Below are 21120 nucleotides of genomic sequence, written 5' to 3' on the forward strand. Positions count from 1 at the left end.
TGGCTCGGCTCTACAGGAAGCGCATCGCGCCCGCGTCAGAACAGCGTGCCCTGCACCGTAGGCTGTTCGATGCACGCCGGCTCTTCGGCCACCTCTTCCGCGCCCAGCCGCCAGGCCAGCCCTCCCAACCGGCTGGCATGACGCTTCAACGCGGCCTGCAGCACCTCGGCACTGCCGGCCACGTGCAGGACCTGGCGGGCGCGGGTCAGGCCGGTGTAGACCAGTTCGCGCGACAGCACGCGGCTGTCCTGGCGCGGCAGCTGCAACCACACTTCGTCGAACTCCGAACCCTGCGCCTTGTGCACGGTCATCGCGAAGGCGCTTTCGTGCGCGGGCAGTGCGGCCGGGTGGAAGGCGCGTGGCTGGTCGACGGTGTCGCCGGGGAACCAGGCCACCATCGCGCCGCTGCCATCGCGCAGGCAGATGCCGATATCGCCATTGAACAGGCGATGACGGTAGCTGTTCTCGGTGACCAGCAGCAGCCGGCCCTGGAAATAGCCCGGTGTATTGCCGGCCAGCAGTTGTTCGATGCGGCTGTTGAGCCCACGTGCGCCCTGCGGGCCTTCGCGCAGTGCGGTCAGCACGCGCAGGCGTCCGGCCTGCTGCAGGGCCAGTATCGGATCGGCGGCATCCGCCAGCGCACGCCAGTGGCCCAGCAGGTGCTCGCGCTGGCCACGCAACGGATCGGCCTCGCCCTCGTGGAAACGCACGCCGGCCAGTTCACCGCTGCGCAGCAGCTGCAATGAGGCACTGCTGTCGCCTTCGCGCACGGCATGCGCCAGCGGTGCCAGGTCCAGTGCATCACTCTGCCGGTAACCGCGCTGCAGCTGCACGCGGCGCCCGGCAAAAGCGCGTGGTGCGGCCTGCGGCTGCAACGTGGCCGGCGCCAGCAGGCCATGCAACGCCTGCGCATCGTCGGCACGGGTGCCGATGCCATCGCCGCTGGCACGCAGGATCGCGCTGAGCACGTCGCCGGCTTCCACCGACGGCAGCTGGTCGGGGTCGCCAAGCAGGATCAACCGGGTGCCACTGGCGATCGCATCGACCAGCTTGGCCATCATCGGCAGATCGATCATCGAGGCTTCGTCGACCACCACCACGTCCACCGGCAGCGGATTGTCGGCGTGGTGGCGGAAACGCGGTGAATCGGGAATCACCCCGAGCAGGCGATGCAGGGTGGTGCCGGTACTGGGCAATGCCGCGCACAGCGCCGGATCCAGCCCTTGTTCCTGCAGGCGCTGCACGGCGACACGCAGGCTCTCGGCCATGCGCTCGGCGGCGCGACCGGTGGGCGCGGCCAGCGCGACCTCGGGCGCCGGCTGGCCGGCCTGCCGGGCCTGTGCGGCCAGCAGCAGCAACAGGCGCGCGATGGTGGTGGTCTTGCCGGTACCGGGGCCGCCTGTGACCAGCGCCAGCGGATGGCGCAGGGTCACGCCGGCCGCGCGCGCCTGGTGATCTTCGCTGCCCGACGCCTGCGGGAACAGATGCGCGAACAGTGGTGCCAGCGCTGCCATGTCCGGCGCCGGCAGCGGATGCCGGCCAATGCGTTGCAGGCCGGCGGCCAACTGGCGTTCGTACTCGCGGTAGCGGCGCAGGTAGAGCAATCCGTGTTCCAGCACCAGCGGCGCATCCTCGGCGATGGCATCGGCCTGCTCCGGTGTCGCCACCCACGGCGACGCACGCAGCTGCGCCAGCCAGTCCTGCGCGGCAGGCCACTCGGGCACGCCTTCCAGCAACCGCTGCGGTTGCGTGGGATCGAACGCGGCATGGCCTTGCGATACCGCCAGCGAGGCCAACGCGGCCGCCAGCGCCACGCTCTCGGGCGTGTCGTCGCGCAGTCGTTGCAGGCTGGTCGCCAACGCATGGTCGAGGGTGCGCAGCTGGCCCTTCTGGTGCAGTTCCTTCAGCAGGCTCATGCGCTGGCTCCACGGGCACGTGCGGCCAGTTCGGCCTGGGCCTGTTCGCCACCGGCGAACAACGCATCGAGGGCATCGACCAGCGCCAGCGGGAAGCGGTCCACATGCACGCCGTTGCCGGCGGCATCCAGGCCGCGGCAGAACAGGTAGCGGATGCCGCCCATGTCGCGCTCGTAGTCGTAGGCCGCACCCAGCCGGAAACGCAGCCAGCGATGCAGCGCCACCGTATAGATCAGCGCCTGCAGGTCGTACTCGCTGTGGCGCATGGCAATGGCCAGCAGGTCCGGGCTGTAGCCGGGCAGGCGGTTGGACTTGTAGTCGAGCACGTACCAGCGCCCATCGCGCACGTAGGTGAGGTCGATCATGCCGGTCATCAGCCCTTCCAGGCGGCGGCGCTGGCCAAAACCGCGGCGCGCGCTGGAAACCCCATGTGCGTGCAGCACCTGCAGCAGCGCCGGCACCGCGGTCGGCTCGATGGCGAAATGGAAGTCGATTTCCGCACGGCGCTCGCCTTCATCCAGGCTGTGCAGCGCACCGCCCTCCGGCAGCGGCACGGTCAGCGTGTGACCGACCAGCGGCACCAGTACGGCCACGCCATCCCCAAGGTCGGCGTCAGCGTAGCCCTCGTCGTGCAGCGCCTTGCGCAGTACCTCGGCCTGGCCTTCAGGGGCTTCCAGGCCCGGTCGCCAGCCACCCCAGGCGGCGAAGTCGACGTTCTCCATCGCTTCGTGCAGCACGTTACCGAAGCGACTGCCCATGAAGCGCGGATCGACCGGTGTGCTGTCCTCGGCGGCCGCGGCGGGTTCCGGCAGCGCCGGTTCCAGCGGCAGTTCCGGGCCCACCGGTTCGTCGGCGGCGGGCGCCGGCAGCTCGGTGGCGGCGGCTTCGATGTCACTGCCCGCGCCAGCGTCTGCATGGGCCAGCTGGGTGAAGCTGTACACCCACCAGTCGTGCGGCACGCGCCGGGTCAGTGCACGCACGGCCGGCAGCTCACCTTCCACTTCGGCCGCCAGCTGCGGCAGTGCGGCCGGTGCCTCACTGTCATCGATGTGCACATCGGCATGCGCGCGCAGCGCCTGCAGGTCACCCAGCAGCGGCGCCAGCCGCGTCTTTGCCAGCCCGGCCAGATCGCCCACGGCAATCCACAGCGCGTGCTCGGCGCGGGTCAGGCCGACATACAGCAGGCGCGCGTCCTCGGCGCGCTGCTCACGCTCACGCTGGGCGCTGGCCGTTTCCCAGGCCTCGTCCTTGTCCAGCTTCCAGTGCAGCTGGCGCTGCCCACCCACGTGCACGGTACAGTGCGAAGCGGTGTTCGGTGCGCCGCCGTCGATGCCGACGAACGGCAGGAACACCAGCGGGTATTCCAGGCCCTTGCTCTTGTGCAGGGTGATGATCTGCACGCGGCGTGCATCCGATTCCAGGCGCAGCAGCTGCTGCTCGTCATCCTGGTCGGCGCTGGCCATCTGGCCCTGCAGCCAGTCCAGCAGGCCATGCATGCCCAGCGCCTGCGCCGAGGCTTCCTGCAGCAGTTCGCCCAGCTGCAGGTAGTTGGTCAGGCGACGCTCGCCATCGATCAGCGCCAGCAGGCGTTCGCCCTGTTCGGCACAGACATCGGCGATCACCGCGAACGGTCCACCGCGCTGCCAGCGCTCGCGCCAGTGCAACAGTTGCGCCTGGAAGCCGCGTTGCAGGTCGCCCTCGCGTTCCATCGCCGCGATCGCACTCGCCCGCTGGCCAAGCAGCACGGTCGCCAGCGCCGCACGCAGGCGTCCTTCATCGGCCGGTTGCAGCAGTGCCAGCAGCAGTGCGCGCAGATCACGTGCCTCGCTGGTGGCGAACAGGCTCTGCTTGCCCGCCGCCACGGCAGGAATACCGACCGCTGCCAGCGCGCGCTGTACAAGGGTGGCCTCGCGATGCGAGCGCACCAGTACCGCGATGTCGCCCGGCTGCACGGGGCGCCCGCGCAACACGGCGTTACCGGCGCGCGCATCGACCAGGGTCTGGTGGATCGCGGCCACGCAGGCCTGGGTCGCTGCATCACGCGAGGCGTCGGCACTCATCGCCTTGTCGCCGCCACTGCGCAGCACGCGCAGGGTCAGTGCCACGGCGGCGCGGCCGTCGCGCAGGTAGTCCGCGTCGATGCGCACGCCACCGGGGCGCACCGGTTCGAACTGGATGTCGCGCTCGAGGAACGCGTCTTCGCCGCCGTTGTCGTACAGCGCCTGCAGGGCACGCAGCACGGCCGGGCGTGAACGGAAGTTCTGGTCCAGCACCGGCGCCTGCTGCGCCACCTGCTTGGCCGTCAGGTAGGTATGGATGTCGCCACCGCGGAAACCGTAGATCGCCTGCTTGGGATCGCCGATCAGGAACAGCGCCGGCGCCAGGCCCAGCTCGCGCACCTCCGGCGAATCGCCGAACACGGTGTGGAAGATGCCCCACTGGCGGTCGTCGGTATCCTGGAACTCATCGACCAGCGCGATGCGGTACTGCGCGCGCAGCTGCCTGACCAGCGCCATGCGCTGCGGCCCTTCCAGGGCCAGTGCCACGCCATCGATCAGGTCGTCGTAGGTCTGCACCCGGCGCGTGCGCTTCAGCGCCTGCAGGCGCTGGGTGGCTTCGTCGCGCAGGCGGTGCAGGAAGTTCAGCGCGGTGGCACGCAGCCAGGCATCACGCTCGGCCAGCAGCGCGACATGGCGCGCCAACGGCGCCTGCAATGGCGACGACGGCGTGCGCTCGGCGAATTTCTTGTTGGTCTTGGCGGCCAGCGCCTCCGGCAGCAGCGCCGGCAGGCGCTCGTTGGCCAGCAGCTCGCGCGGATCGGCGCGCTCGGCCCAGGCCAGCAGTTGCCGGCCCAGCGGGTGCAGCCAGCCCTGCTTGTAGGACACGCCGTTGATCCACTTGTTGTCGACCGCATCGCAGAGGTCGATGAAGAACTGCTCGCCATGCTCGCGCAGCGCCTGCTGCAGTTCGGCGGCGTTGGCCTGCAATGCCGGGTGTGGATCGGCCAGCGTCACCGGCCGTGGCAACGGGTGCAAGGGCGGCGCGGCCAGCAGCGCGCGCAGATCGGCCGCCAGGGCGTCCGGGGTGGACCACAGCCAGGTCAGCGGCTCCAGCGTGGCCGGATCATTGGCGTGCACGCGCCACAGGTCGGCGGCGAGTTCCTCCAGCAGCTCGCGGTCACTGGCCAGCAGCTCCGGCGGGTCGAAGGTATGGCCGCTTTCCAGCGCGTGCTCGCGCAGCACGCGGGTGCAGAAGCCGTGGATGGTGAAGATTGAAGCCAGATCGATCTCGTCGGCGGCGACCTGCAGGCGACGCTTCAGCGCAGCGGCACTCTCGGTGCCATCCCGCAGATGGCGCTGCAGCACCTCGCGCGTCAAGCGCACATCCGGCGCCTCGCCCTCGGCCGGTTCCAGATCGACCAGGCGCGCGGCCAGCGCCAGCCGCTCGCGGATGCGCTTGCGCAGTTCCTGGGTGGCGGCGTCGGTGAAGGTCACCGCCAGGATCTGGCCGATGCGCAGCCCCTGCTCCACCACCAGGCGGGTGAACAGCGTGGCCAGGGTGAAGGTCTTGCCGGTGCCGGCGCTGGCCTCGATCAGGCGGATGCCCTCCAGCGGCAGGGCCAGATAGGGGTCGTGACCGGTGGCGTCGATGTCCTCGTCGGCGATGGTGCTGTTCATGCGCGGCCCTCCTGGCCTGCCTCGGCGCCCAGGGTGCGGCCTTCGCGCACCGCACTGAAGACCACCTGGCTGTTGCGCAGCAGATCGGCATAGCCGGCATCGGTGGCGAACGGGTCGGCACCGCGCAGCAGCAGCTGCCAAGCGTCGCTGCTGGATTCACCCCAGCTGCGGTCGCTGCCGTGCCACTGCTTCCAGCCTTCGCTGCGCTGTTTCTCGCCGGCCGAGTTATACAGCACCCAGCCGGTATAGGGGGCGAAGCGCAGCGGTTCACGCAGGCCACGCCGGCGCAGCTGCAGCAGCGCGCGCAGCGCGGCGCGTGCAGCGGGCACGCTCAACGCCGGCAGCACATGCGGGCCCGGGCCGGCATCGCCGCCATCGTGGAACTGCACCAACGGCAGGGCATCGCCGGCGGCGTTGGCCAACAGCCAGTCCAGGCCCTGGCGGATCACCGCATTGCCGTTGAGGGTGCCGGCGCGCAGGCGCACCAGCCCTTCGGGATGCCGATCGGCCACCCGTCCATGCAGCCGCACGCCGTCGATATCGACTTCATACCGGCGGCTTTCCAATGGTTCGCCCTGCATCCACCCCAGCAGCGCGCTGGCATACGGACGGGTCTTCAGCTGCTCCACTTCGAACTGGCGCTCACCCAGTGCACCGGACGGCAACAGCCCACGCGCACGCAACCGCGGGTACAGCGGCTCGCTGTCGCCATTGAGCGTGGCCCGTACCACCGCCGCCTGCACGCTGCGCTTTTCCGGGCCGCGCGAGGACAGCACCAGCGGCTCCAGGTCATCCACCTCTTCGACCTCGTCGGCCAGGCGCAGGCCCAGCGACTGCGCCAGGAACTGCCCGGCCGGGTCACACAGGAAGCGGCGCAGGGTATCGAGTGCGACCTCGTCCTCCACGGCATCGTCGAGCGGTGGCGGCAACGGCGCGTCGAACCAGGGCAGCAGGCCACCCCTCTGGCCGGTGAGGCGGCCGGCCGCCGGATGCCACTGCCGCCGATAGCTGAATCGACGCGGATCGCCATCGCCGAACGCAGCAGGCGAGAACGGCTGCAAGGCATGGCGCACGGTGAAGTCGCGCACCGCCATCGTCGGATCCAGGTGATAGGCAGCGGCGGCATCGATCAGTTCACTGACCAGCACCGACGGCTCGCGCACGCTGCCATCTCGCGGATCGGCACCCAGGTAGCTCAGGTAGAACACCTCCTGCGCCGCGGCAAACAGCTGCAGGAACAGGAAACGGTCGTCCTCGCGGGTGGAGCGGTCGCCCGGGCGGCGGCGCGGTGTATCCAGTTCGGCGGTGAGCTGGTTGAGTCCCGCGGCCGGGTCGCGACGCGGGAAATCGCCGTCATTCAGGCCCAGCACGCAGATCACCCGGAACGGCAGCAGGCGCATCGGCACCATGCGGCCGAAGCTGATGCCACCGGTCAGCAACGGTGCGCGCGTATCGGCCTCGCCCAGTGCCCCGGCGAAGTGCGCACGCACCACCTCCGGTGGCACGCCTTCGTTGAAGCCGGCCTTGGCAGCGTCCTCGGCGAACTGGTTGAGCAGCTTGCGCAGGCGCTCCAGCGCGCGCTGGCTGTTGGGCGAACTGGGCGCGGTCGGCAGCAGCGCGTCCAGCAGCGACAGCAGGCGCTGCCGCCACTGCGCCGGGGTCAGCAGTTCGCCGAGTCGACGCTGGTAGACCGCCAGTACGCGCAACAGGCGCAGCAGCCGGTCCAGCGCTTCCAACGCACCGCCCTCCAGCTCGATCCACGGCGCCACGCCGGCCAGGTCGGCCTCGCTGCCGGTGGCATGGCCAAGCACCAGCCGGTCCAGCGCGAACTGCCAGGTGTAGGCATCGTCGGCCGGTGCCTGGTGCTGGTCGCGATGCTTCGCGTCCAGGCCCCAGCGCGCACCCGCCTGCTGCAGCCAACCATGCAGGCGGTCGAAGTCCACCGCTTCCAGGCCGGCCGCTTCGGCCAGCGGTGCGCTGGCCAGCAGGTCCAGCACTTCGTTCAGGCCAAAGCGCGAGACCGGCAGGCCCAACAGATGCACGAACACATCGGCCAGCGGCTCGCCGGCCAGCGGGCTGCTGTCGGCCAGCGCATAGGGAATGTGCTCTTCCTCGCCGCCACGGCCACCGAACACGGCTTCCAGGTACGGCACGTAGGGATCGATGTCCGGCGCCAGCACCGCGATCTCGCGTGCCTGCAGCGGCGGGTCGAAACGCGCGTCCTGCAGCAGGCTGCGCAGCTGGTCGTGCAGCACCTGCAGTTCGCGCAGGCGGGTATGGCAGGCGTGTACCTGCAGGCTGGGGTCGTCGCTGCGCAGCCCATCGCGCAGTTCGCCCGAAGGCAGTGCACGACGGTGGAACAGATCGCGTTGCAGGCGATGCAGCAGGCTGTCGGACAGGCCGCCTTCGTCCAGGGTCGGCCGGGTGTCTTCTTCCGGATCGGAATAGGCGGCGATCTCACCGGCCGGGTGCACCACCTCGTAGCTGCCCAGCACCGCCATGAAGTCGCGGCCCGCGGCGCCCCAGGCTTCGAGCAGACGGTTCTCGCCGGCGGCCTCGCCAAACGGATCCGGCGCGCCGCTGCGAAGGCGTTCGGCCAGGGTCTGCAGGTCGCCCCAGTACGACTGCACGGGCGTGGGCATGTAGAAATGCAGCTCGCCCACCCGTGCCTGGGTGGCCATCACCCGCAGCACGTCGGGGGAGATGTTGAGCGTCGCGAACGCGGACATGCGCAGCGGCAAGCCCTTCGGCAACGGCTGGCCCGCCCCTTCGAAGCGGTCCAGGTATTCCTGGATGCGGCGCGCACGGTAGTCGTGGCCATGGGTGATGGTGCGCCACAGGATCGCCTGCGGATCGGCCGGATCGGCACCGGCCGCCCAGCGCAGCAGCCAGTCGCGGCGCCAGGCCTGGTACTTCTCGAACACCGAGGCCAGTTCGCCAGCCAGCGCCCACGGCTTCAATGCGTCGCCACCGGCAAGGTAGGACTGCAGCGCGCGCATCGGTGGCTGTGCCAGCAGCGCCGGATCGCGCAGTGCCTGGTACAGCTTCCAGTGCAGGCCGGCCGCGTCCAGGTCGTCCTGCTCGCCGCTGACGTTGGCCTTCAGCGCGCGGGCCACGAACTCGCCCGGGGTGAGGAATTCGAGGTTGGCGGCAACACCGAACTCGGCGGCCAGTGTCGCTTGCAGCCAGCGCCGCATCGCCACCTGCGGGATCAGCACCACTTCCGGTGCCAACAGCGGCTGGCCCGCGACCGGCGCACGCACATTGCGCGCCAGCAGCGCGGCCAGCACGTCCAGGGAATTGGAATGGTAGAGGCGGAAATCGCTGCCTGGGTCACTCATCATGCACAGTGTGCAGGACGGCAGGCAGTATTCAATGGTCGGCCCGCCACCGGTACGGATTGTTCCGGGGTACGCACCGATTGTCCCGGCCAGCGCCAAGCCTTGTCGTGCAACAATACTGGACCGTCCAGTCTGCTTATGTTCAGCCGACGGGCCCGATCCTTCGATGTCTAAAAAACGTTAATGGTGCCCATGTCGGCTTCCGCCTCCAGTCTGGTGCAGTTATCCAACGTCCGCATCGACCGGAGCGGGCGCACGATCCTGCGCGATGTGTCGCTGCAGGTGCCCAAGGGCAGCATCACCGCCGTGCTGGGTCCATCCGGAAGCGGCAAGTCGACCCTGCTGGCGGCATTGACCGGCGAACTGCGCCCGGTCGCCGGCGAGGTCACGCTGTTCGGCAAGCCGATCCCGCACGACAGCAGCGCGCTGCTGGAAATGCGCAAGAGCGTGGGCGTGCTGCTGCAGGGCAACGGCCTGCTGACCGACCTCACCGTGGCCGAGAACGTGGCGCTGCCGCTGCGCACCCATACCCGCCTGCCGGCGGTCGTGCTGCGCCGGCTGGTGCAGATGAAGCTGCACGCGGTGGGCCTGCTGGCCGCCGCCGAGGCCTGGCCGCGCGAGCTGTCCGGCGGCATGGCGCGCCGCGTGGCACTGGCCCGCGCGCTGGCACTGGACCCGCCGCTGATGATCTACGACGAGCCGCTGACCGGGCTGGACCCGATCGCCTCGGGGGTGATCATGAGCCTGATCCAGCGCCTCAACCACAGCCTGGGCCTGACCAGCATCATCGTCAGCCACCACGTGCACGAGACCCTGCCGATCTGCGACCAGGTGATCGCCATCGCCAATGGCGGCATCGTGTTCCAGGGCACGCCCGAGGCGCTGCAGTCCAGCCAGGACCCGCTGCTGCGGCAGTTCCTGCATGGCCAGCCCGACGGCCCCATTCCGTTCGATGCCGCGCCGCGCGCGAGGGTTGCCTGATGCCGTTCGTGCAAGCCACCCGTTCGCTGGGCCGCGCCGGCCTGTTCTCGCTGACCGTGCTGCGCGGTTCGCTGCCCACGCGTGATTTCCTGGCCGAGCTGACCCGCGAGATCTACAAGATCGGCGCGCGCTCGCTGCCGATCATCGCCGTCGGCGGCGCCTTCGTCGGCCTGGTGCTGACCCTGCAGGGCTACCGCACGCTGACCACCTTCGGTGCGGCCGACGCGCTGTCGACCCTGCTCGGCCTGTCGCTGTACCGCGAACTGGCGCCGGTGCTGACCGCGCTGCTGTTCATCGGTCGCGCCGGCAGTTCCATCGCCGCCGAACTGGGCCTGATGCGAGCCACCGACCAGATCAAGGCGCTGGAACTGATGGCGATCGATCCGGTGGCCAAGGCGGTGGCGCCGCGCTTCTGGGCGGCGGTGCTGACCGTGCCGCTGCTGACCGGCATCTTCTGCTCGCTGGCGATCAGTGCCAGCTACTTCGAAGCGGTGCATGTGCTGGGCCTGGACAACGGCGTGTTCTGGTCGGCGCTGCGCAACAGCGTCGATTTCTGGGATGACTTCGGCGTGGCGATGCTGAAGTCGGCGATCTTCGGCGGCACCGCCGCGCTGGTTGCCGCCTACGTTGGATTCCACGCCGAGCCGACCATCGAGGGCACCTCGGTGGCGACCACCCGTGCGGTGGTCAACGCCTCGCTGCTGGTGCTGATGTTCAACTTCGTGTTGTCGGCAATGTTGTTCACCTAACCCCTCCACCGGCGGTGCGCAGGCGCGCGCGGCCACTACGACTCGATCAGGTAATCCACATGGCCATCCGCGGTCCCAGACTCGAATTCTCCGTCGGCGCCTTCCTGCTGCTGGCCCTGGCCTCGCTGATGGTGCTGGCCGTGGCCTCGACCAACCAGCGCTGGAGCTGGGGAAGCCAGGGCTACGAGCTGAAAGCACGCTTCTCCCAGGTCGGCCAGCTGCGCAAGCAGGCCCCGGTGAAGATCGGCGGCGTGACCGTCGGCCAGGTCGCCTCGATCGACCTGGACCCGGTGAAGTTCGAATCGATCGTGACCCTGCGCATGGACAGCAAGGTCAAGGACCTGCCGGCAGACACCTCGGCCGGCATCTTCACCAGTGGTTTGCTCGGCGAGAGCTATATCGGTCTGCAGCCGGGCGGTGATCCGGACGTGCTGAAGGCCGGCGACGAGATCGTCTTCACCCAGCCCGCCGTGGACCTGATCCAGCTGGTCGGCAAGTACATGTTCAGTGGCGGCGCCGGTGGCGGCGCTGGTCAGAAGCCCAACGATGGCGCGCAGGCGCCTGCAACGGAACCGCAACCATGAAGATGAAACTGATCCCGGCCCTGCTCGCTTCGGCGCTGCTGGCAGCTACTCCGTTCCTCGCCCAGGCCCAGGCCGCCGCCCCTGCCGCAGCCGCGACCCAGGGCCAGGCCGGCAAGGTGGTGATCGATGCCAGCACGCGCATCCTCACCACCCTGCAGCAGCGCCGGAGCGAGTTCAGCAGCAACCCGGCCAGCCTGCGCAGCTACATCGACAGCGAATTGAACCGCGCCTTCGATCGCGACTACGCCGCGCGCCTGGTGCTGGGCCCGCACGCCCGCGGCGCCTCGGATGCCGACATCAAGCTGTTCGCCGATGCCATGGCCGACAGCCTGATGCAGCGCTACGGTTCGACCCTGCTCAACATCCAGGGCAAGCCGAGCTTCCGCCTGAAGGGCGAGAGCCCGCTGCCGGGCAACCGCGGCGTGCGCGTCAGCACCGAACTGGTGCGTGCCGGCAGCGAGCCGACCCCGGTCGAGTACTGGATGCGCAACGTCAACGGCCAGTGGAAGATCTTCGACGTCAACATCGAAGGCATCTCCTACGTGCAGACCTTCCGCAACCAGTTCGACACCCCGCTGCGCCAGAAGGGCATCAAGCAGGTGGCCAGCGAGCTGCACAGCGGCAGCATGCAGGCCGGGCCCGCGGGCAATGGCAAGTAACGCACTGGCACTGCTGGAAGGCGACACCCTGCGCCTGCGCGGGGTGCTGGATCGTGCCGCAGTGATCGCACTGTGGCCGCAGCTGCAGGCGCTGCCCGCCCAGCTGGCACGGCTGGAGCTGGGCGAGGTCGAGCGCGTGGACAGCGCCGGCCTGGCCCTGCTGGCCGAACTGGCGGCACGTGCACGCAAAGCCGGCCACCCGCTGGCGATCTCCGGCGCGCCGGCCGGCTACAACGAGCTGAGCGCGGCCTACCGGCTGTCGCCCGACCTGGATTTCAACGCTACTTCTGCTGCGAGCTGACATGAACGTCGTACGCACTCTCCCCCTGATCGTCCTGGCCACCGCCCTGACCGCCTGCGCCGGCAAGCCCGCACGCAGTGATGCACCGGTGGCCAGCACCGTGGTTCCGGCCAATGCCGCTGCCGAAGCCCCCTCTGCAGTTGCCGATGGCGGAACGGTCGACCCTGCCGTGGCCGCTCCGGCGGCGCAGGCGCCGGTTGCCACGGCCCCATCGCCGGCCACTCCGGCAGCGCCCGTTGATGGCAATGCAGCGAACACCGCAGCAGCCACCGCACCCGGCGGCGACGATGATTTCGACGCCCTCTATGGCGGCGCCGGCAATACCACCAACGCGGCGGCCTACGATCCGTGGGAACCGTTCAACCGCAAGGTGCATACCTTCAACAACGCGGTCGACCGCGGCATCGCCCGTCCGCTGGCGACCGCCTATACCCATGTGGTGCCGCGCTTCGCCCGTACCGGCGTCAGCAACTTCTTCAGCAACCTGCGTGCGCCGGTGACCATCACCAACCAGCTGCTGCAGGGCCGCGGGGCCGATGCATGGGACAGCCTGGGCCGCTTCCTGATGAACAGCACGCTGGGTATCGGCGGCCTGTTCGATCCGGCCAGCAAGGCGATGGTGCCACGTCGCAATGAAGACTTCGGCCAGACCCTGGGCGTGTGGGGCTGGCGTCGCTCGCGGTACGTGGAACTGCCGTTCTTCGGCCCGCGTACCGTGCGTGATGTGTTCGGCCTGGCCGGTGACATCCCGCTGTCGCCGATCCGCCGCATCGAAGAAGACAAGGTCCGCATCGGCCTGCAGGGCCTGCAGCTGGTCGATACCCGCGCGCAGCTGCTGGCGATCGACGACCTGCGCGACACCGCGGTGGACGAGTACTCGCTGGTCCGCGATGCGTGGATGCAGCGCCGCAACTACCAGATCGAGAACGACCTGCGCAGCAAGCGCGACCGTGGCCATGACGATGCCAATTCGCCGATCCCGGTCGATGCGATGCCGATGCCGCAGTGGACCCACTGAGTTGTTTCATCGCTGCATGAAAAACCCCGCCTCGGCGGGGTTTTTCTTTTCCGGCGACGTTTCTTTCCGGTAGGTGCCAACCCTGGTTGGCACGCGTCCCTCAAGCTGCCAGCGCCGCCTCGATGGCCTCGCGCAGGCGCGCATCGTCGGCGGCCACGTCCGGGGCAAAGCGTGCGACGACCTTGCCGTCGCGGCCGACCAGGAATTTCTCGAAGTTCCACAGCACCGCCGGTGCTGGATGAATCGGAATCTCCTTGCTGGCCAGGCGCTCGCGCAACGGGCCTTCACCGATCGACTGCGGCTGTGCGGCGGTCAGCTGCTGGTACAGCGGGTGGGCGTCGTCGCCGGCCACGCTGATCTTGGAGAACATCGGGAAGCTGACATCGTAGGTGAGCTGGCAGAACTGCTGGATTTCCGCCTCGCTGCCCGGCTCCTGGCCGAGGAAGTTGTTGGCCGGGAAGCCCAGCACTTCCAGGCCCTGTGCATGCTTTTCCGCATACAGCGCCTGCAGGCCTTCGTACTGCGGGGTCAGGCCGCACTTGGAGGCGACGTTGACCAGCAGCAGCACCTTGCCCCGGTAGTCGGCAAGCGAGGACGGCTGGCCGTCGATGGTGGTGAGGGAAATGTCCTGGATCGAAGTGCTCACGCGGGGGGCTCCGGCTACAGCGGGGAATGGCCCACCAGCATAGCGCCGTGCGATGCCGGTAGTGCCGGCCGCCGGCCGGCAATGCTGCGATCGTTCCCAGCGGTTCATGCGGTTGCCGGCCAGCGGCCGGCACTACGATCAGTCCACGCAGATCGTGCCCTGCGCCTTGCCGTCCTCGATGCGCTGGCGGCAACCAAAGTTCTGGCTGGCATCACGCTGGCAGGTACCGGTGGTGGCGCTGCCAGCGGCCACCTCCCCCCCGGCCAGGCACTGGCCGGTGCAGTCGCTCTTGCCGCTGCAGGCCTTGCCGGCATCGGCATAGGGAATCACGCACTGCTCGCGCTGCAGGCGGCCCAGCCGCTGCAGGGTGCCGCCGGCGGCCTGGCAGTCGACGTCGCGTGCTTCGCGGTAGGCCTCGGTGGCTTCGGGCGTGGCGGCCGCGCCGGCCTGCCCCGCCGTGGCCACGACCGGTGGCGCGCTGCTGCAGGCGGAAAGCAGCACGGTCAGGACAAGACTGGTATAGAAGCGCAGGCGCATGGCGATACCTGATCGAAACGGACAGGCCGCCAGCATACGCACCGACGATGCAGGCGGCGTGTCAGCGCGGCTCAGGCCTCCTCGCCGTCGCTGCCCTCGTCCTCGGCCTCTCCCGTGGCGTCCCCCTCGGCCAGGTCGCCCAGCAGCGACTGCGCCTGTTCGGCAGCCAGCGATTCCACGCCGCGCAGGCGGCGCTCGATGGTGCGCGTCTTGCGGCTGGCCTCGCCGATGCTGCGGCCGACGGTGGTGATCTGCTTTTCGGCCTTCTCGAGGATGCCGGCGAACTTGCCGAACTCGCTCTTCACCGCGCCCAGCAGGCTCCACACCTCGCTGGAGCGCTGTTCGATGGCCAGCGTGCGGAAACCCATCTGCAGGCTGTTGAGCAGCGCGGTGACCGTGGTCGGCCCGGCCACCACCACGCGATGCTCGCGCTGCAGCAGGTCGACCAGGCCGGGGCGCCGGATCACCTCGGCATACAGGCCTTCGGTGGGCAGGAACATCACCGCGAAGTCGGTGGTATGCGGCGGCGCGATGTACTTGTCGCAGATCGACTTGGCCTGCACGCGCACCGCGCGTTCAAGCTGGATGCCCTGCAGCCGCACGCCCTCGGCATCGCCCTGCTCCTGCGCATCGAGCAGACGTTCGTAGTCCTCGCGCGGGAACTTGGAGTCGATCGGCAGCCACACCGGCGTGTCGTCGCTGCTGCGGCCCGGCAGGCGCACCGCGATATCGACCATTTCACCGCTGTCCGGACGCACTTTCACCGCACGCGCGTACTGCTCCTGGGTCAGGGTCTGCTCGAGGATGTTCTCCAGCTGCACTTCGCCCCAGCTGCCGCGGTTCTTGACGTTGGTGAGCACGCGCTTGAGGTCGCCCACGCCGGTGGCCAGCTGCTGCATCTCGCCAAGGCCACGCTGCACCTGCTCAAGGCGCTCGGAGACCAGCTTGAAGGAATTGCCCAGCCGCGTTTCCAGCGTCGACTGCAGCTTCTCATCGACGGTGTGGCGCATCTGCTCCAGCTTCTGCGCGTTGTCGTTCTGCAGCGCGCGCAGCTGTTCTTCCAGCGTGGTGCGCATCTCGGCGATGCGCTGCTCGTTGCGCTGGGTCAGTTCCTGCAGGCGCAGGCCCAGGCTCTCGGTCAGGCGCTGCTGCGACTGCGCGCCTTCCTCGCGGCCCTTGCGCGCGTCGTCCACCAGGGTCTGGCGCAGTGCACCGAGCTGGGTATCGGTGCGCGCGGTGAGCTCCTGCAACTGCTGGCCGAAGGCGTGGATGCGTGCCTCCTGCTGCTGGCCAAAGGTTTCCAGCTGGCCGCGCAGTTCCTGCAGGCGCTGCCCCATCAGCGCCGCGCCACGCTGCTGGCTGTCGGCGGCCTCGGCGCGCGCCTTGCGGGCGTCTTCGCCCAGCGCTTCGCGCAGCAGGTCCAGGCGCTGGTCGGTGCGGGTGGACAGGTCGGTCAGCGCGCGGGCGAAGCCATCGAGCTGCTCGCGCAGTTCGCTGCGCCCGGAGCGGGCCTCCTCGCGTACGGCCTGTTCCAGCCGGTCATGCGGCGGGCGGCGCAGCAGGGCGACCAGCTGCAGGATGAGCACGGCCAATAGAAGGCCGCCGATGAGCAGGAATTCGGTTTGCATGTGGCAAGTGTAGGCTGGCCGAGTCTCAGCCGCTGCGTCAGGACCATGCTCGCTCTGTACGGAAAGCCCACCTCGATCAATGTCCGCAAGGTCCTGTGGCTGTGCGCCGGGCTTGACCTGCCGCTGCATCACGAACCGGCGCCGGCGCCGGACCTGCTGGCCACGCTGAACCCGAACCGGCAGGTACCGGTACTGCGCGACGGCGGCTTCGTGCTGTGGGAGTCCAACAGCATCTGCCGTTACCTGGCCACACGCGCCGGGCGCGACGACCTGCTGCCCGCCACCACTCAGGCGCGGGCCCGCGTCGAGCAGTGGATGGACTGGCAGGCCAGCGACCTCAACAGCGCCTGGCGCCACGTGTTCATGGCCCGGGTGCGGCAACACCCGGACTACCCGGATGATGCCCGCGCCGAGGCCAGCCTGGTGCAGTGGAATCGATTGATGGGCGTGCTTGATGCGCAGCTCGCCGCTACGGACAGCTACGTGGCGGGCAACACCTTCACCCTCGCCGATGTCGTGCTGGGCCTGTCGACCCAGCGCTGGCGCAGCACGCCCGGCAGCACGCCTGCGCTGCCGAACGTGGGGGCCTGGTTCGAACGCCTGCGCCAGCAACCCGGTTTTGCCGAACACGTCGACAACGGCGTGGCCTGAGGCAGGGATCTGGCCCCAAGGGCGCGGGAACGACCCGGCCTTACCAGCCTTCCAGCACGATCTTGCCCTTGGCGCGATGGCTCTCCAGCAGCGCATGCGCGCGCCGCAGGTTGGCCGCGTCGATGCGCCCGAAGTGCTCGCCCAGCGTGGTCTGCAACACGCCGGCGTCGATCAGCTCGGCCACCCGGTTCAACAGGTCGTGCTGGCGCTGCATGTCCGCGGTCTTGTACAGCGGGCGGGTGAACATCGACTCCCAGTGCAGGGACAACGCCTTGCGCTTGAGCGCCATCACATCGACCTGGCCGGGATCATCGATCAGCCCCAGCTGTCCCTGCGCCGCCAGCAGCTCCACGATCTGCGAGTAGTGCTGATCGGAATGGGTCAGGCTGGCCACGTGCTGCACCTCGCTGATGCCCAGCCGCGCCAGGCCCTCGGCCAGCGGCAGGCTGTGGTCGATCACATGGTGCGCCCCCATCGCATACACCCAGTCCTGGGTATCCGGGCGCGAGGCGGTGCCGATCACCGTCAGCTTGGTCAGCTTCCGCGCCAGCTGCACCAGGATTGATCCGACGCCACCGGCAGCGCCGATCACCAGCAGGGTCTGGCCTTCGCCGCCGCCCTCGGCGATGCGCAGGCGGTCGAACAGCAGTTCCCAGGCGGTGATCGCGGTCAACGGCAGCGCCGCGGCGGCGGCATCGTCGAGACTGGCCGGCTTGCGGCCGACGCTGCGCTCGTCCACCAGCTGGTACTCCGCATTGCTGCCGGGGCGGTCGATCACGCCGGCGTAGTAGACCGCATCGCCAGGCTGGAACAGGGTCACCTCGCTGCCCACCGCGTCGACGATGCCGACCGCATCCCAACCGAGCACGCGCGGGCCATCGGTGGCCACGCCGCGGCGCACCTTGGTGTCGACCGGATTGACCGCCACCGCGCGCACGGCGACGCGCAGGTCACGCGGGCCGGGCTGCGGCAGCTCCAGTTCGATATCGATCAGGGCCTGGGCATCATCGATCGGCAGGCCGGCTTGGGTGTAGGCAATGGCGCGCATGGCAGCGGTCCAGTGGGGAAGGAGGCGACAGGTTGCGCCGCGCGCGCTCCCACAGAAAGGCGCAGAATCGGGCAGCACTTTCACTCCGGCAATGAAAATGATCCGTTTCGACGACCTGCAGTTGTTCGTCCGCACGGCTGCGCTGGGCAGTTTCTCGCAGGCCGCGCGCGAGGCCGATCTGCTGCCCGGCCAGGTCGCGGCCGCCGTGGCGCGGCTGGAGCGCAAGCTGGACCTGCGCCTGTTCGTGCGCACCACCCGCAGCCTGCGCCTGACCGGCGAGGGTGCGCTGTACCTGCCGTATGCGCAGGAGGTGCTGGCCACCCTGCGCGAGGGCCAGGCGCGCGTGCAGGGCGAGGACACCGAGCTGCACGGCACCCTGCAGCTGTCGGCGCCGTCGGACTTCGGCCGCAACCTGCTGCTGCCCTGGCTGAGCGCCTTCCGCGCCGCGCATCCGCGGCTGCGGCTGCACCTGCGCCTGTCCGACGAAGTCGCTGATGTGTTCCGCGATCCCGTCGACGTAGCGATCCGCATCGGCCACTTCGACGACGCCAACTACGTCGCGCTGCCCCTGCTGGAAGGCAACCGGCGTGTGCTCGCGGCCTCGCCCGACTACCTGCAGCGGCGCGGCACACCCGGCCGTCTGGAGGACCTGCGTGAGCATGATTGCCTGGTCTACCAGCTCAGTGGCCGCGCCTACGATCGCTGGTCATTCGACGTCGAAGGGCGCCGCAGCGTGATTCCGGTGCGCGGTCCGCTGGTCTGCGACGACGCCGATGTGGTGCGGCGCTGGGCCGTGGCCGGCGAAGGCATCACCTACAAGTCCTGGCTGGACCTGCGCGAGGATGTGCAGGCCGGGCGCCTGCAGCTGCTGCTCGACGGCGTTGGCAGCAGCATTCCGCTGCAGCTGGTGTGCCCGCATCGCAAGCAGTTCTCGCCGGCGGTGCGGCAGCTGCACGCGCAGCTGCGCCAGCACCTGCAACCGCTGCTGTCTGGCATGCCCGGCGGCCCCGCCAGCCCTCTGTCGCCAAGCGCGGCGCTGGCCGACAATGGCGGCCCCCCGTAACAAGAGGACACCGCCATGCCGTGGATGGGCATCCAGGACCTGTGGACGTTTCTGGTCGCCGTGCTGGTGTTCCTCGCCCTGCCCGGCCCCGGTACCTTCACCCTGCTGACCGCCACCGGCCGTGGCGGCGTGCGTGGCGGCTACACCGCATTGGCCGGCCTGCTGGTCGGCGACCAGATCCTGATGTGGCTGGCCCTGGCCGGCGTGGCCGCACTGCTGAAGGCCAATCCGCTGGTGTTCCATGCCGTGCAGTACCTCGGTGCGGCCTACCTGGTGTGGGTCGGCATCAGCCTGCTGCGGACCCCGAAGCACGAAGGGGGTGACGCCGGGCCGATCCGCATGCAGCCGGGCCGCTACTTCCAGCAGGCCATTCTGGTCAGCCTGCTCAATCCGAAGGCGATCCTGTTCTACATGGCGTTCCTGCCGTTGTTCATCGACCCGAAGGCGCACCAGGGCATCGCCACCTTCGCGGCACTGGCCGGGATCATCCTGGTGGTCAGCATCGCCTACTGCTCGATGCTGATCGGCGTGGGCAACCTGGCCCGTCGCCGCCTGATCCAGCACCCGCGGATCAGCGACGCACTGCGCCGCGTGGCCGGCCTGTTCCTGGTGGGGTTCGGTATCCGCCTGGGGCTGAATGGTTGAACCGGCCGACCCGTTGACCCCACTGCGCTGGACGCCCGCCCGCTGAATCGGCTCTGCCGACCGGAGGGCCCTCGGACGAATTCGATTTTTGCCCGCAATTGTGCTGATTTCGTCACTTCAGCTGATGGCGAGCCACCATCGCTGACGCATTCAACACATGCACGACCCCCGTCAGTGGTAATGCTGCGCTGCGTTCGGTCACACTCGGGAACTTGTCGTTCTTAGTCACCCCTTCCGAGGCCTGCATGTCCCTGTTCCGGCGCAAGTCCCTAGATTCCGTCACCGTCCACGAAGCCGGCAGGCGTCTGATCCCCACGCTCAGCTGGCCACACCTGATCGCGCTGGGCATCGGCGCCATCGTCGGTACCGGCATCTACACGCTGATCGGCGTCGGCGCCAACCTGGCCGGCCCGGCCGTGCTGATCTCCTTCGCCATCGCCGGCGCGGTCTGCGCCTGCGCGGCGCTGTCCTATGCCGAGCTGTCGACGATGATGCCGGCCGCCGGCAGCGCCTACACCTACAGCTACAGTGCGCTGGGCGAGGTGTTCGCCTGGGTGGTGGGCTGGAGCCTGATCCTGGAGTACTCGCTGGTGGTGAGTACGGTGGCAGTGGGCTGGTCCGGCTACTTCGTCGGCTTCCTGGAATGGGTGCACACCCAGTTCGGCTGGAACGTGCACCTGCCGGCCTGGCTTGCCGCCGGCCCGCACGTGGAAGGCGGCATGATCAACCTGCCGGCGATCGTCATCACCTGGCTGGTGGCCGGCATGCTGATGGCCGGCACCAAGGAGAGCGCCACCCTCAACGCCATCCTGGTGGTGTTCAAGCTGATCGCGCTGGCCATCTTCGTCGCCGTCGCCCTGCCCGCCTTCGACAGCGCCAACCTGCAGCCGTTCATGCCCTACGGCTTCGCCAAGTCGATCGGCCCCGATGGCGTCGAGCACGGCGTGATGGCAGCGGCGGCAATCATCTTCTTCGCCTTCTACGGCTTCGATGCGATCTCCACCGCCGCCGAGGAAACCAAGAACCCGGGCCGCGACCTGTCGATCGGCATCATCGGTTCGATGATCGGCTGCACCATCGTCTACGTGCTGGTGGCGCTGGCGGCAGTCGGTGCGATGAGCTACGCGGTGTTCGGCCACAGCGCCGAGCCGCTGGCCCTGATCATGCGCCAGCTGGGCCACCCGACCGCGGCGATGGTGATCGGCGTGATCGCGATCATCGCCCTGCCGACCGTGCTGCTGGCCTTCCTGTACGGTCAGAGCCGCATCTTCTTCGTGATGAGCCGCGATGGCCTGCTGCCGCGCGGGCTGTCCAAGGTCAACGCCCGTACTGGCACGCCGGTGGCGACCACGCTGTTCACCGCGGTGGTGGTGTCGGCGCTGGCCGGTGTGGCGCGCCTGGACGAGATCGCCGCGCTGGCCAACGCCGGTACCCTGGCCGCGTTCACCGCGGTGGGCATCTGCCTGGTGGTGCTGCGCCTGCGCGAACCGAACCGCGAGCGCACCTTCCGCACCCCGCTGGCCTTCGTGGTCGGCCCGCTGGCGGCGCTGGGCTGCATCTACCTGTTCATCAGCCTGCCGCACCGCACCCAGCTGTACTTCCTGCTGTGGAACGTGGCCGGCCTGGTGCTGTACTTCCTGTACAGCCGTCGCCATGCGCTGATCGCGAAATAAGGG

17 protein-coding genes are annotated in these 21120 nt (G+C 69.1%); 10 read left to right on the plus strand and 7 right to left on the minus strand.

Annotated elements, in window-relative coordinates; genetic code table 11:
• Nucleotides 1–35 precede the first annotated feature (35 nt).
• From recD to recC, 3 genes are read right to left on the minus strand one after another with little or no spacing between them, the layout of a single operon-like run.
• Nucleotides 36–1916: an exodeoxyribonuclease V subunit alpha gene (gene recD / locus K5L94_RS21795; RefSeq protein WP_274511416.1), complete on the minus strand. Its 1881-nt coding sequence runs from the start codon at nt 1914–1916 to the stop codon at nt 36–38.
• Nucleotides 1913–5593: an exodeoxyribonuclease V subunit beta gene (recB, locus tag K5L94_RS21800; RefSeq protein ID WP_274511419.1), complete on the minus strand. Its 3681-nt coding sequence runs from the start codon at nt 5591–5593 to the stop codon at nt 1913–1915. The genes recD and recB overlap by 4 nt, the downstream gene beginning before the upstream one ends.
• Nucleotides 5590–8937, minus strand: a complete 3348-nt coding sequence (recC, locus tag K5L94_RS21805; protein WP_274511422.1) for an exodeoxyribonuclease V subunit gamma — start codon at nt 8935–8937, stop codon at nt 5590–5592. Before recC ends, recB begins: the two co-directional genes overlap by 4 nt.
• Before the next feature lie 189 nt (nt 8938–9126).
• Between recC and K5L94_RS21810 the strand changes: the two genes are divergently transcribed.
• The 6 genes from K5L94_RS21810 to K5L94_RS21835 are packed head-to-tail and all read left to right on the plus strand — an operon-like array spanning nt 9127 to nt 13226.
• Nucleotides 9127–9915, plus strand: coding sequence for an ABC transporter ATP-binding protein (locus K5L94_RS21810; RefSeq protein WP_053451203.1), 789 nt, complete (start codon nt 9127–9129; stop codon nt 9913–9915).
• Entirely contained in the window at nt 9915–10664 is a 750-nt protein-coding gene (locus K5L94_RS21815; protein WP_005414955.1) for an MlaE family lipid ABC transporter permease subunit, read from the plus strand. The genes K5L94_RS21810 and K5L94_RS21815 overlap by 1 nt, the downstream gene beginning before the upstream one ends.
• A gap of 59 nt (nt 10665–10723) precedes the next feature.
• Nucleotides 10724–11248, plus strand: coding sequence for an outer membrane lipid asymmetry maintenance protein MlaD (gene mlaD / locus K5L94_RS21820; RefSeq protein WP_014039020.1), 525 nt, complete (start codon nt 10724–10726; stop codon nt 11246–11248).
• A complete protein-coding gene (locus tag K5L94_RS21825; RefSeq protein WP_274511432.1) occupies nt 11245–11907 on the plus strand; it encodes an MlaC/ttg2D family ABC transporter substrate-binding protein in 663 nt (220 codons plus the stop codon). The genes mlaD and K5L94_RS21825 overlap by 4 nt, the downstream gene beginning before the upstream one ends.
• The gene (locus K5L94_RS21830) at nt 11897–12208 is read left to right on the plus strand and encodes an STAS domain-containing protein (protein WP_008266246.1); all 312 of its coding nucleotides are present in this window, start codon (nt 11897–11899) and stop codon (nt 12206–12208) included. Before K5L94_RS21825 ends, K5L94_RS21830 begins: the two co-directional genes overlap by 11 nt.
• Nucleotide 12209: 1 nt before the next feature.
• Nucleotides 12210–13226, plus strand: a complete 1017-nt coding sequence (locus tag K5L94_RS21835) for an MlaA family lipoprotein (protein WP_053451204.1) — start codon at nt 12210–12212, stop codon at nt 13224–13226.
• A gap of 100 nt (nt 13227–13326) precedes the next feature.
• On the opposite strand, the gene K5L94_RS21840 is transcribed toward K5L94_RS21835, so the two are convergent.
• The 3 genes from K5L94_RS21840 to K5L94_RS21850 all read right to left on the minus strand — a co-directional run bounded on the left by K5L94_RS21840 (nt 13327) and on the right by K5L94_RS21850 (nt 16037).
• Entirely contained in the window at nt 13327–13872 is a 546-nt protein-coding gene (locus K5L94_RS21840; protein WP_053451205.1) for a glutathione peroxidase, read from the minus strand.
• A gap of 138 nt (nt 13873–14010) precedes the next feature.
• Entirely contained in the window at nt 14011–14409 is a 399-nt protein-coding gene (locus tag K5L94_RS21845) for a hypothetical protein (protein WP_053451206.1), read from the minus strand.
• Between the two features lie 71 nt (nt 14410–14480).
• Nucleotides 14481–16037 (minus strand): DNA recombination protein RmuC, encoded by a 1557-nt coding sequence (locus K5L94_RS21850; RefSeq protein WP_053451207.1) that lies wholly within the window; start codon nt 16035–16037, stop codon nt 14481–14483.
• A gap of 45 nt (nt 16038–16082) precedes the next feature.
• Between K5L94_RS21850 and K5L94_RS21855 the strand changes: the two genes are divergently transcribed.
• Complete coding sequence (locus K5L94_RS21855; protein WP_053451208.1) at nt 16083–16688, plus strand: glutathione S-transferase family protein; 606 nt, start codon at nt 16083–16085, stop codon at nt 16686–16688.
• 40 nt (nt 16689–16728) lie between these two features.
• Here K5L94_RS21855 and K5L94_RS21860 read toward each other — a convergent pair whose 3' ends face one another.
• Nucleotides 16729–17736: a zinc-binding alcohol dehydrogenase family protein gene (locus K5L94_RS21860; protein WP_274511439.1), complete on the minus strand. Its 1008-nt coding sequence runs from the start codon at nt 17734–17736 to the stop codon at nt 16729–16731.
• Between the two features lie 91 nt (nt 17737–17827).
• Between K5L94_RS21860 and K5L94_RS21865 the strand changes: the two genes are divergently transcribed.
• From K5L94_RS21865 to K5L94_RS21875, 3 genes are all read left to right on the plus strand, one after another.
• Entirely contained in the window at nt 17828–18799 is a 972-nt protein-coding gene (locus K5L94_RS21865) for a LysR family transcriptional regulator (protein WP_274511441.1), read from the plus strand.
• 15 nt (nt 18800–18814) lie between these two features.
• Nucleotides 18815–19444, plus strand: a complete 630-nt coding sequence (leuE, locus tag K5L94_RS21870; RefSeq protein WP_005411716.1) for a leucine efflux protein LeuE — start codon at nt 18815–18817, stop codon at nt 19442–19444.
• A gap of 245 nt (nt 19445–19689) precedes the next feature.
• Nucleotides 19690–21117, plus strand: a complete 1428-nt coding sequence (locus tag K5L94_RS21875; RefSeq protein ID WP_053451211.1) for an amino acid permease — start codon at nt 19690–19692, stop codon at nt 21115–21117.
• Nucleotides 21118–21120: the final 3 nt, after the last annotated feature.

The organism is Stenotrophomonas forensis (assembly GCF_028752115.1).
Classification (GTDB): Bacteria; Pseudomonadota; Gammaproteobacteria; order Xanthomonadales; family Xanthomonadaceae; genus Stenotrophomonas; species Stenotrophomonas forensis.